This window comes from Betaproteobacteria bacterium, from assembly GCA_016791345.1.
GTDB lineage: Bacteria > Pseudomonadota > Gammaproteobacteria > Burkholderiales > JAEUMW01 > JAEUMW01.
Map to the genome: position 1 here is coordinate 1 of JAEUMW010000352.1, position 12719 is coordinate 12719.

7 protein-coding genes, 1 other RNA gene and 1 pseudogene are annotated in these 12719 nt (G+C 64.4%); 5 read left to right on the forward strand and 4 right to left on the reverse strand.

Translation table 11 applies throughout. The features are described from left to right. The 3 genes and pseudogenes from ssrA to JNK68_13795 all read left to right on the forward strand — a co-directional run. Positions 1–141: a transfer-messenger RNA gene (gene ssrA / locus JNK68_13785) on the forward strand; the annotation flags it as partial. A gap of 196 nt (positions 142–337) precedes the next feature. Continuing rightward, on the forward strand, positions 338–4129 hold the full coding sequence (locus tag JNK68_13790) for an SIR2 family protein (GenBank protein MBL8541415.1): 3792 nt from the start codon (positions 338–340) through the stop codon (positions 4127–4129). 189 nt (positions 4130–4318) lie between these two features. Continuing rightward, positions 4319–4533: pseudogene (locus JNK68_13795) on the forward strand (nucleotidyl transferase AbiEii/AbiGii toxin family protein). A gap of 6 nt (positions 4534–4539) precedes the next feature. Here the strand turns inward: JNK68_13795 and JNK68_13800 are convergent. The 4 genes from JNK68_13800 to JNK68_13815 all read right to left on the reverse strand — a co-directional run bounded on the left by JNK68_13800 (position 4540) and on the right by JNK68_13815 (position 9557). Next, on the reverse strand, positions 4540–5490 hold the full coding sequence (locus JNK68_13800) for an alpha/beta hydrolase (protein ID MBL8541416.1): 951 nt from the start codon (positions 5488–5490) through the stop codon (positions 4540–4542). A 55-nt stretch (positions 5491–5545) separates the two neighbouring features. Continuing rightward, positions 5546–6766: a VanZ family protein gene (locus tag JNK68_13805; protein ID MBL8541417.1), complete on the reverse strand. Its 1221-nt coding sequence runs from the start codon at positions 6764–6766 to the stop codon at positions 5546–5548. Between the two features lie 93 nt (positions 6767–6859). Further along, positions 6860–7330, reverse strand: coding sequence for a DUF1854 domain-containing protein (locus tag JNK68_13810; GenBank protein ID MBL8541418.1), 471 nt, complete (start codon positions 7328–7330; stop codon positions 6860–6862). Between the two features lie 13 nt (positions 7331–7343). Further along, positions 7344–9557, reverse strand: coding sequence for an ABC transporter ATP-binding protein (locus JNK68_13815; protein MBL8541419.1), 2214 nt, complete (start codon positions 9555–9557; stop codon positions 7344–7346). A gap of 451 nt (positions 9558–10008) precedes the next feature. Here JNK68_13815 and cphA point away from each other — a divergent pair, with 451 nt between their 5' ends. Together cphA and JNK68_13825 are read left to right on the forward strand one after the other, a co-directional pair. After that, complete coding sequence (gene cphA / locus JNK68_13820; protein MBL8541420.1) at positions 10009–12216, forward strand: cyanophycin synthetase; 2208 nt, start codon at positions 10009–10011, stop codon at positions 12214–12216. Positions 12217–12246: 30 nt separating this feature from the next. Further along, positions 12247–12719: cyanophycin synthetase (locus JNK68_13825; protein ID MBL8541421.1), on the forward strand; the 473-nt coding region annotated here is incomplete at its 3' end.

Genomic DNA, 12719 nt, shown 5'->3' on the forward strand with positions numbered 1-12719 from the left:
CCGGTACTAAATCCGAGTGACTCGCCGTTTCCGAGCGCGTCGGCCCGCGCGGAAGCGGTCAAATCAAATGGCCAGACTAAGTATGTAGAACTGCCTGTAGAGGGCTTGCGGACGCGGGTTCGATTCCCGCCACCTCCACCATCATCCACCAGGCTCGGATAGACTCCGGGCCTTTTTTCTTGCCCTCAATCCCCGCGTGCGCTGGGTTCTGGCGGTCTAGCTTTCGAGTACCATGCTGGCCGCGATAACTCTGGCCCCAGTGACGGCGCAGGCGTTGAGGCGGTTGAAAGCGTTGCAGGCAGCGACGTGGGGCCAAGCGTTCTCAGGAGCCAACTGAATGCAGTTCGTCCGCCACGGCCCCGATATTCCTGAGTGCCTCTTGCAACTGCACGAGGACGGGCGCGTGGTGTTCTTTTGTGGCGCGGGCGTTTCCTATCCCGCGCGGCTGCCCGGCTTTTCCGGTCTGGTGGACAGGCTCTACCAAGCCCTTTCGGTCACGCCAAATCCGGTGCAGCAGTCCGCCATCAAGGCGGGCCAGTTCGACACCGCCATCGGCCTGCTGGAATCAGATGTCGTCGGTGGGCGGGAAACCGTGCGCCGTTCGTTGGCAACGATCCTGGCGCCCGACCTTACGGCCCCGAACGCGACGGCTACGCATGAAGCTCTGCTGACCCTCGCGCAGAACCGCGAGGGCCGCACCCGGCTCATCACCACCAACTTCGACCGCCTGTTCGAGGAAGTCAGGAAGACGAGATCCCTGTCGTTTCCAGATTTCAAGGCCCCGCTTCTTCCCGTGCCGAAGACTCGGTGGGACGGCTTGGTGTATCTGCACGGCTTGTTGCCCGACGCGCCAACTGCGGGAGATATGGCTCGGCTGGTGGTTTCCAGCGGTGACTTCGGGTTGGCCTATCTGACCGAGCGCTGGGCCGCGCGTTTCGTCAGCGAGTTGTTCCGCAACTTCACCGTCTGCTTCGTCGGCTACAGCATCAACGATCCGGTGCTGCGCTACATGATGGATGCACTGGCCGCAGACCGTCTGCTGGGCGAATCGCCACCAGAGATGTTCGCCTTTGGCAGCCATTCCAAAGGCAAGGAGGTAGATCGCGCCAGTGAATGGAAAGCGAAGAACGTTACGCCCATTCTCTACCGCGAGCATCAGCATCACGCCTATCTGCACAAGACCCTGCGCGCTTGGGCGAACACCTACCGCGACGGTGTGCGCGGCAAAGAACGCATCGTCGTCGAATGCGCCATCGCCCGTCCACTGGCGAGCACGAAGCAGGACGATTTTGTCGGGCGGATGCTGTGGGCGTTGAGCGATCCAGGCGGCTTACCCGCAAAGCGGTTCGCGGAACTAGACCCCGTGCCGCCGCTGGACTGGTTGGAGCCGTTGAGTCAGGAACTCTATCGGCATGCCGACTTGGGGCGATTCGGTGTTCCGCCCCAAGCTACGCTAGACGAGAAGCTCGCTTACAGCCTGACCAGCAGGCCAGCGCCGTATCCGCTCGCGCCGTGGATGGCGATTGTCGATGCGGGGCATCGCAACAGCCGCTGGGATGCGGTGATGTTCCAACTGGCCCGCTGGCTCCTTCGTCACCTTGACGACCCGAAGCTATTTCTCTGGCTGATCAAACGTGGCGGCCAACTGCACGACCAATTGGTCTGGCTGATCGAACGTCGTCTCGATGAACTTGCCAAGTTCGCAAGTGACGGCAACACCACCGAGCTGGATCGCATCCGGGCGAGCGCGCCCAACGCCATTCCGCGCCCGTCAATGCGAACGCTTTGGCGCCTGCTCCTCAACGGGCATGTGAAGTCCAGACTACGTGACCTGAGCCTCTACCGCTGGCGAGATCAGTTCAAGAACGATGGGTTGACCGCCAGTGTGCGCTTGGCCCTGCGGGAAACCTTGACACCTTGCTTGTCATTGCGCGAGCCGTTCCGCTGGTCAGGCGAGGACGATGATGGGGAAGCACGGGATCGCATCAAGAGCATCGTGGAATGGGAGGTCGTACTGGCGTCGGATCACGTTCATTCCGGCTTGCGCGATCTGCCCAAGAATGAGCGGTGGACAGCGGCACTGCCGGAACTGCTAGACGACTTCAGCGCCCTGCTACGCGACGCACTCGATCTGATGCGCGAACTCGGCGGGGTGGACAGCGAGAACGATCACTCCTATGTCAACCAACCCTCGATTTCCGATCATTCGCAGAACAAAGACTTCCACGATTGGACGGCGCTGATCGAATTGGCCCGCGATGCGTGGTTGGCCACCGCCGCGAAGTCGCCGGAACGGGCGCGAATTGTGGCCGAGACGTGGGCGCATGGGCCGTATCCGGTATTTCGACGCCTCGCGCTGTTTGCCGCCGCGCAGGGGCGCGCTATTCCACTCCGGCAGGCTCTCGACTGGCTGTTGGCAGATGAGCAGCGTTGGCTCTGGTCGGAGGAAACCAGACGCGAAACCATGCGCCTATTGGTTTCGTTGGCACCGCAACTGAATGCAGCGATGCTGGCGGAACTGGAGCAGGCAATTCTTGCCGGACCACCCCGCGACCTGTACCGCACCGATATCGAGCCAGACGCTTGGAACAACATCGTGGATCACGGCGTGTGGCTGCGGCTTGCGAAAATGGCCCAAGCAGGCGTAACCCTCAGCGAAGCGGGACGAACGCGGTTCGATGCCCTCTCGGCACAATACCCGTGGCAGCTTGCCGCAGATGAGAGTGATGAATTTCCCATCTGGATGGGAGGCGGTTGGGTCGGTGATCGTGATCCGTGGAAGCCATTCACTCCCATTCCGCGCACGAAGCGCAGTGTGCTGGACTATCTGCTAGCGCATCCCGTACTGGAAAACTCGCAGCAGGACGACTGGCGCAAGCTGTGCTCGGAGATGTTTCAGGCAACAGCCTACGCACTATTCAAGCTCTCGCAGCAGAACAACTGGCCAGTTGAACGCTGGCGCGATGCGCTACAAGCCTGGGCGGAAGAAAATCTGCGCAATCGCTCTTGGCGCTTCATGGCTCCGGTTGTCGTCGACGCCCCAGATGACTTGGTGCAGGCCTTGTCCAACGGCATCAGTTGGTGGTTGCAGGCCGTAGCAAAAACGTTCGAGGGTCATGAAGATCACTTCCTGACGCTTGCTCAGCGCATCTTGCGCTTGGATTTCGAGGACGACGGCAACGCTGACGATCCGGTCTTCCGCGCCATCAATCATCCCGTCGGCCATGTGACGCAGGCATTGCTGGATTGGTGGTATCGCCAAGAACCAGACGACGGGCAAGGGCTGCCGGAATTCATCAAGCCCATCTTCACGGAGCTTTGCGATACGCAGATCGCCAAATTCAGGCATGGCCGGGTATTGCTGTCAGCCCATGCCCTCTCGTTATTCCGGGTGGATGAGGCTTGGTCGGAGCAGCACCTTCTACCACTGCTCGACTGGAATCGTTCCGAAACCGAAGCGCACGCTGCGTGGGAAGGTTTCCTTTGTTCACCACGGCTGTATCGCCCGTTGATGGAAGCGATCAAGCCCGCCTTTCTCGACACGGTGAATCACTACGCGCAGTTGGGCAAGCACAATGAGCAGTTCGCGGCGTTCCTGACATTCGCGGCGCTCGATCCCGGCGACACTTTCACCATAGTGCAACTGGCCACTGCCATCCGCGCACTTCCTGCCGATGGCCTGCGCGAATCGGCTCAAGCTTTGGTGCGGGCGCTGGAAGGTGCAGGCGACCAGCGCGAAGGCTACTGGAAGAATCGGATCTTGCCGTTTTGGGAAAAGATCTGGCCGAAGTCGAACGATCAGGCATCGAGCGCCAACGCCGAATCGCTGGCTCGTCTGTGCGTCGCGGCGGGCGGCGCGTTCCCATCGGCGATGGCAGCCGTTGGGAATTGGCTGCGCGTGGTTCAGGACCCTGACTATGTGACTCATCGCTTGCAGCAATCCGGTTTGTCCGGCCGCTTTCCAGAAGACGCGCTGCAGCTGCTATTCACCATCCTGGGCGACCGGCCATCGTGGCTACCACCAGAACTGCGCCAATGCCTTGATGCCATCGGTCAAGCCGCCCCGAATTTGCGTCAGGATCACAGGTATATGAGGGTGGATGAACTGGCGAGGAGATTTGGAATATGAGCGCCTTGCGTTGCGCCCAACACGGCAGCTGGACGCCACATCCGCAGGTGCCTCCGAAGGTCGAGTACCACACATGACCGACTGGGGCCAGTCGCTGTGCCCAGCCCTCGACGAGCTGCTGACCTAGGCCGAGCAGCGACCGACGCCGAAGCGCCAGCGCGGGTCGTCGGAAGCTCAGTGACGCGCTGGACGGTGAAGGCCGCCGAGATTCGCGAGGAGACCAACTACGCGGGCGTTCGCGTCACCTTGATGGGCTTGCTCGGCGGCGCACGTTGCCGCGTGCAGATCGACATCGGCTTCGGCGATGCCGTCGTGCCCGGCCCGGAAGCGCGCATCGAAGGGACTCCGTCGCCGCAGCTGCGGGTCTATCCCAGCTACAGGTCGTCGCCGAGAAGCTGAAAGCAAGGGCGTCAGCGCTGAAACGCTCGTGTCAGTGACTGCGCTGCTAGCCGCGTGGCCTCACCCGCCGCCGTGAACAGCTTGCCGAGGGTGAGGAACCCATGGACCATGCCCTCGAAGCAGTGATACTCCACAGCGACCCCGGCGGCTTTCAGATGGTCGGCATAGGCCACGCAGTCATCGAGCAACGGATCGAAGCCTGCGGTAATGACCAGCGCGGGCGCAACGCCTGCCAGATCGGTCCGCCGCAACGGTGACGCGCGCCAGTCGTCGTAGTCGCGGGCGTGGCGCAGATACTTGTTCTGAAAGTAGCGAATCGATTCCAGATCGAGCAGATAGCCGCGACCGAACTGCCGCCACGAGGGGCGCTCCGTGCGCTGGTCCGTTGCCGGATAAACCAGGAGTTGAAGCGCGACCGACGGTGCGCCACGGTCCCGCGCGAGGATTGCCGTCACTGCCGCGAGATTGCCTCCCGCGCTGTCGCCTCCCACCGCGATACGCGAGGCATCCACGTCCAGTTCCTCCGCGTGTTCGCTGGCCCAGACCGTTGCGGTGCAGGCATCGTCCACCGCTGCAGGAAACGGGTGTTCGGGTGCCAGCCGATAGTCGACGGACAACACTGCACAACACGCCTCGTTGGCGAGCGTCCTACACAGGGGATCGTAGCTGTCGAGGTCGCCCACGGTCCAGCCGCCGCCATGAAAGAAGACCAGCAGCGGAAGCGCCATCTCTGCTGTGCTGCCCCGCGGCCGATAAAGACGCGCTGCAATCGCTGCGCCCTCGCCGGGTATCTCGATTTCGCGCACGGCAGCAACCTGGGGCGCCGGGGGACTGAAATACGCGTGGAGCTTGCGCGTTTCGTCGCGCGCGCGATCGACATCGAGTGTGTGGAACGCCGGAGCTGCCGCCCTCGCGACGATATCCATCAGCGCCTTCGCCTGCGGATCGAGAATCTTGCTCATCGGGTAATGCTGCTCAAGCGAATGGCAGGCGCACTTGCAGGCGGGAACCGCAAACTCACGACGGCTGTTGGCCGACGTCCGGGTCAGTGCGGCGCGCGAAGCGGTTGGCCGCGTAACGGTTCCAGAGCATTGCGAAGCCACCACCGACCACAATGCCGGCGGTATCGATCATCCAGTCGAGGAAGGATGGCGATCGACTCGCCGACAGGAACTGGATGACTTCTGCAGCGGCGGCGAACAGGAGCAACGCCGCGCCTGTGGTGACGACGGCATTCGCTGCTGCCGGTTCGCGGCGACGCGCGATCGACGAGAAGGCAAGCCACGCGAGCAGCGCGAAGAGGGTGAGGTGGCCGAGTTTCTTGACCGTCAGCACGAGGCCAAACGGCCACCCGAGCGCCTGCCTCACCTCGTGGGTCCAGCGCGGGCGGTAATCCGCCGGGCCGTCAACGTGCGACGACGTCGCGGATAGTTCGGGATCCACCAGTCCGTTCACTGCGTCCGCGCCCCGATCCACGATCAGTTCGATGGCGCCTTCCGGTGCTGTGACACCGAAGGTGATCACCATCACAATCGCAATGATGGCCGCCCCGAGCGGGCGATCGAGGAGCCGCGCGAGCCATCCGCAGTAAACGAGGACGGCGCCCCAGAGCGCTGCGAATCCGGCCCGCCAATAGAACGCGGTGGACTTCTCGGCCGCCGGCGCGAGTCGCAGATCGTCGACCCACAAGGTGCCGGAAGCGCCCAGGTTCTGCACGTTCATCTGCACCGCGACGATGTCATACGCGAGCGGAACCACTCCCTCGCACGGCTCCCACGACCTCGACCCTTCGACCTCGCAGATCGTGCGCGCGAAACGATGCCCGTCGCTGTCGATCATCGACAGGAGGATGCGTCCCATGTTCCAGCGGTTCGCGCCCGGGACGAGGTTCTCGCTGCGCACTCTTGCCGAGACGCGCAGCAGGCGAGCGCCTTTTGGCCGATCGACCGTGTAGTTGAGGCTGACGCCACGGCCCGCCTGGGGTTCGAGTCGCATTCCCCCCGATTCCTCGACGCCACCGTGTCCGTCCCACGTCACGCCCGGTCCCCGTACCCGCCAGGCCCCACCGGCGGAGAGCGTCGGTTGGTCGAGCCCGCCACCGGTGACGAGGTTGGGGCCGACATCGCGGTACGGATCGTAGTAGATGAAGAACAGCGCCATCGCGGCAAGGAACACCGCAGCGAGGAGCAGCCCGACGACGGGCTTGAGAAGGAATGGCGAAAACTTGCGAAAGGGCATCCGTAATCCGGAAGAAACGACGGGGAAGTGCTGTTTACCACGGTCGCCCGAAGGCGTGCAACGCGCCGCGGAACGGCTGCGGGCGGACGCCAATCAGAGAAAGCGATCGAGCAGTCGCCGACTCGCGTGATCCAGGGCACCGAGATCGCGGATGAGGAACTGAATGCCGTGGCGGTCCGCGATGAGCAAGCCCGAGCGACCGAGCCGGCGGATGTCTTCCTCGCCCTTCAGCACGAAGGCGGTTTCGCCCCGGTCCGTCTCTACCTCCCACGTGCTGGGGGTCGCGAAGCTCGAAACGCTGCGCAGCCGCCGGATCTCGGGCACGAAATCACGGCTGGCCAGTTCTTCTTCGAGCAGTGCACGGATCTCGGGGCGCAAATCGGAAAGTTGCTCGATCCACGCCAGTTCATGACCGTCGCTACCGACCAGTGCGATGGAATCGCCCGGCGCGGAGATGGGAAACGCGCGTACCGGCACCACGCCCTCGTGACTGCGACCGTCGCTGGTTACCAGAACCAACCGACCGAACGCGTTGCGGGTCAGGCGGAGGTCGTGGCCGGGCATCCTGGGTGCGGTCCTACGCCGCAGTTGCCGCAGACTTGCCATCCCAGCCCTCCTCGCCCGACGGCGGAATGTCGACCTGCCGCGCCTGCGCCTCGTGCAGACGATAGTAGGCGCCCTGTCTCGCCATCAGCGCTTCGTGCGGGCCGACCTCGACGATCTCGCCCTGCTCCATCACGACCAGCCGGTCGGCCCGACGCAGCGTCGACAGGCGGTGGGCGATGGCAATCGTCGTGCGCCCGCGCACGAGATTGTCGAGGGCCTTCTGGATTTCCTGCTCGGTCTCGGTATCGACCGACGACGTCGCCTCGTCGAGGATGAGAATGCGTGGATCGATGAGCAGTGCCCGCGCGATGGAGATGCGCTGGCGTTCGCCTCCGGAGAGCCCCTGGCCGCGCTCGCCCACCAGGGAATCGTAACCACGCGGGAGCCGCAGGATGAACTCGTGCGCATGCGCGGCGCGCGCGGCGGCCACGATCTCCGCGCGTGTCGCGCCCGGCTTGCCGTAGGCGATGTTCTCGGCAACCGTACCGAAGAACAGGAAGGGCTCCTGCAGCACGAGGCCGATATGGCGTCTGCATTCTTCGACCGGCAACGACCGGACATCGACGCCGTCGATCCGGATCGCGCCTTCCGTCACGTCGTAGAAGCGGCAGATCAGGTTGACGAGTGTGCTCTTGCCGGACCCGCTGTGGCCGACGAGCCCGATCATCTCGCCCGGCGCGATCTTGAGATCGACACCGCGCAGGACCGTGCGATTGCCGTAGCGGAAGTGGACGTCGCGGATATCGATTTCACCGCGCACCTGCGCGAGATGCACCGGGTGCGTCGGTTCCGGAACGCTCGATACGTGATCGAGGATGTCGAAGATCCGCTTTGCTCCGGCAGCGGCCTTCTGCGTCACGGAGACGATGCGACTCATCGAGTCCAAGCGGATGTAGAAGCGGCTGATGTACGCGAGGAACGCGGTCAGCACACCCACGGTGATCTCGTTGCGCGACACCTGCCAGATGCCGAAAGCCCACACGAAGAGCAGTCCGACCTCGGTGAGCAGCGAAACCGTCGGCGAGAAGAGCGCCCACACGCGGTTCAAGCGATCGTTCGCCGCCAGATTGTGCTTGTTCGCCTCGCGGAAACGGGCGGACTCCCTGCGCTCCTGGGCGAAGGCCTTCACCACGCGAATGCCGGGAATGGTGTCGGCGAGCACGCTGGTCACTTCCGACCAGACGCGGTCGATCTTCTCGAAACCCGTGCGCAGCCTGTCGCGCACGATGTGAATCATCCACACGATGAAGGGCAGCGGCAGCAACGTCACCAGTGCCAGCCAGGGGTTGATCGAGACCAGGATCGCCGCGGTCAGCGTGATCATCAGCACGTCCGTCGCGAAATCCAGCGCGTGCAGTGACAGGAAGATGCAGATGCGGTCGGTCTCGGCGCCGATGCGCGCCATCAGGTCGCCGGTGCGCTTGCCGCCGAAATACTCCAGCGACAGGCCAAGGAGGTGCTCGTAGGTGGCGGTGCGCAGGTCGGCACCGATGCGCTCGCTCACGAGCGCCAGCATGTAGGTGCGCGCCCAGCCAAGCCCCCAAGCCAGCAAGGCGGAGCCGAAGAGTCCGGCGAGCAGCAGCCAGACCACACCGAAATCGATCGGCGTGCCGCGCTCGAACGGAACCAGCACCCGGTCCATCAGCGGCATGGTCAGATAGGGCGGCACCAGCGTTGCCGCGGTCGCGGCGAGCGTGAGCGCGAAGCCGACGAAGAGCTGCAACCTGTAGGGCTTGGCGAACCGCCAGAGCCGCAGCAGCGTCCAGGTCGAGGGCGGGGAGTGGAAGTCCCGCCGACAGCCCATGCACTCGTCGAGATCGGGGTCGAGAACCGAACCGCAGCAGGGGCAGAGCGCTTCGCCGGCGGGCGCCGGCTGGTCGGAACGACCCGGCTCCGACCACTGCTCGAACTGTTCGACTGCGCGCCCCGCGGCGGCGTGACTTTCGAGCGTGTAGCGCCAACATGCAAGGCGCGACTTCTCGTCGCTGAGCTCAAGGGTGCCGACGCCGGCGTGGTCGTGCTGGCCGAGCCGCAGCCCGTGGCGATACTTCCAGTCGCGCCAGATCGGTTCCCCAGGCGTGCGTGCGAGCACTCGCCGGTCGGTGACGACGACGATACCCCGTGCGAAGCGGAGCCGTTCGTCCAAGTCGAGCGGCACCCAGGCGAGGACGGTTTCCTCTCCCATTAGCACGGCCTTCACCTCGTCTCCCCAGGACGCAGGGAGCGAGCCGTTGCACGAAGAGGGCTGCTCTGTCGCAAGAGGTTGGGTCATCGTCGTGTGGTCCTGCCAGAAAAACACCGCGCTCACGGGCGGGGCGGAGATTGCGCTTTGTGTTCTTGCTGTGACAGCAACGTCGCAGGACGCAGCCGCGTTGACCCGAACTGATTCGGCACCGGTCTTGTACGCCTGACCCGTCGCTTGCCGTTGGCTTATCGCCGTTTCTTCTGATGAGCTAACGGTATGATTTTTAGCCAGTATACCGCAGCCCTTGGCATACGCGCAGACGCCGTCAGCGAAATTTCGCGCATTTTCCTGTCGTCGCCGCCGCGGCTCGCGCGTTAACGGGCGGGACGGGTGCGCGAGCAGAACGCCCCGACAACCTCAGGAGCGACGGCGCCAAGCCTCCAGACACACCATGAAAAACAGAGACATCGAGATCCTTCGCGTGGTCCACCTGCGTGGACCGAACATGTGGACGTACCGCCCGGTACTCGAAGCGTGGGTCGACATCGGCGCACTCGAAGACGAGCCATCGAACACCATCCCCGGCTTCTACGAGCGCCTGTCCTCCTGGCTGCCGTCGCTCATCGAGCATCGCTGCAGCTATGGCGAGAGGGGTGGATTTCTCCGCAGAGTGCAGGAGGGCACTTGGCCCGCACACATACTCGAGCACGTCACGCTGGAGTTACAAAACCTAGCCGGAATGCCTGGCGGCTTTGGCAAAGCGCGCGAGACCTCCACGCGCGGCGTTTATAGGGTGATCGTACGAGCCTGGCACGAAAAAGTCTCGCGCGACGCGCTCGAGGCTGGAAGAGATCTGGTGATGGCGGCCATCGAGGACCGCCCGTTCGACGTCGCTGCCGCGGTCGAGCGTCTGCGCGACGGAGTCGATTCCTACTGTTTAGGTCCCAGCACTGCGTGCATCGTTGATGCGGCGGACGATCGCGACATTCCCGCGATACGGCTCTCCCAGGGAAATCTGGTGCAGTTGGGCTATGGCGCCAAGCAGCACCGCATCTGGACCGCGGAAACCGATCGCACGAGTGCGATCGCGGAGAGCATCTCGCGCGACAAGGACCTGACCAAACGCCTGCTCGAGACCTGCGGCGTGCCGGTGCCCGAGGGGCGGCTGGTCGAAAGCCCGGAAGATGCGTGGCACGCAGCCGAGGAAATCGGCACCCCGGTCGTGGTGAAGCCGACCGACGGTAATCATGGCCGCGGCGTGTTCACTGATCTGACGGCTCGTGAGCAGATCGAGGCTGCGTATCGCGTGGCCTGCGAAGAAGGTACCGGTGTCATCGTCGAACGCTGCGTGCCTGGATCCGAACACCGCCTGCTCGTGGTTGGCGGGCGCGTCGCGGCAGCGGCGAAGGGTGAAGCAGCGTCAGTGGTGGGAGATGGTCGCTCGACAATTCGTGAGCTCGTCCAGAGCCAGCTCAACTCCGATCCTCGGCGGGGTAACACGGAGGACTTCCCTTTGAATCCCGTACGCATGAATTCCACCGTCCGGGCCGACCTCGCGCGCCAAGGTTTCACACCCGAATCGATACCGCCCGCAGACCAGACCGTGCTGGTCCAGCGCAACGGCAATGTCGCCTTCGACGTCACCGACCGCGTCCACGCCGATGTGGCGGCGGCGGCGGCTCTCGCCGCGCGAGTGGTCGGGCTCGACATTGCCGGCATCGACCTGGTGGCGGAAGACGTCGGACGACCCCTCGACGAGCAGGGCGGTGCAATCGTCGAGGTCAATGCCGGCCCTAGCCTGATATATCACCTCAAACCAGCCGACGCAGCCCCGCGTCCCGTGGGCCGCGCCATCATCGACCACCTCTTCGCCGGCGGCAGCGACTGCCGCATTCCCATCGTCGGCGTCTCCGGCGCGAGCCACACCACGCTCGTCTCACGCCTGGTCGCCTGGATGCTGCATCTTGCCGGCAAACAGGTTGGCCTCGCCTGCCGCACCGGGCTCTATCTCAACCGCCGGCGCATCGAAAGCGGTGATGCGACGCATTGGGAAGCCGGACAGCGACTGCTCATGAACCGCGCGATCGAGGCCGCGGTATTCGAGAACGGCGCGCGGACGATCCTCGCCGAGGGTCTCGCCTACGACCGCTGCCAGATCGGGATCGTCACCGACCTGGGCGCCCCCGACGAGTTCGCCGAGTTCGACATTCGCGAACCGGATCAGCTCTACAGTGTTCTGCGCACGCAGGTGGACGTCGTCCTGCCGCACGGCGTGGCGGTCCTGAACGCCCACGATCCCCAGGTCGTCGAGATGGCGCCGCTCTGCGACGGCGAGGTGATTTTCTACGCCGCCGATGACGGCTCCACGGTCGTCGCCGAACACCTCGCCGACGGTGGTCGTGCGGTTTTCATCCGCGAGGGTCAGATCGTGTGCGCTGCAGGCGGCAACGCAAGCACGCTGGTCAATCTGGAAGCGGCGCTGCGGCGGCGCAACGGCAGGCAGAAGCCTGCCGTCGAAGGCGTGCTCGCTGCAGTCGCGGCGGCCGTCGCACTTGACCTGCCCGTCGACACGATCGCCACGGCGATCGAGACGTTCGACGCCAACGGCACCGCCGCGACTCGCGCCGCCGGCCCTGGTGTGCGCGTCGCAGCACGCTAGCCGCCCCGCCTCACTCACCAGGAAATCGGCATGGAAGTCTCGAAGATCTGCATCCTCCGCGGCCCCAACCTCTGGACCCGCCTGACCGCCATCGAGGCCACGGTCATCTGCGACGAAAGCGAGCGCAGCCTCTCCGCCATGGCCGGTGTCGAATCGCGATTCCGCGCCATCTTTCCCGAGATCGGCTTTCTCGAACCCGCGACCCATACCGAGACGCTGTCGCTCGCCCACGTGCTCGAACTCGCAACCCTCGGGCTGCAGGCCCAAGCCGGGTGTCCCGTCACGTTCAGTCGCACCGCGCCCGCCGCCACGCCCGGAGTCTTCCACGTCGTGGTGGAGTACACCGAGGAAGAGGTCGTCCGGCTCGCCCTGGAACTTGCCGAGTCGCTGTGCCGAGCGGCGGTGGAAGACACGCCCTTCGACGTCTCTGCTGCGCTCGCACGGCTGCGCGATCTCGACGAGGACGTGCGCCTCGGGCCCAGCACCGGCGCCATCGTGCAGGC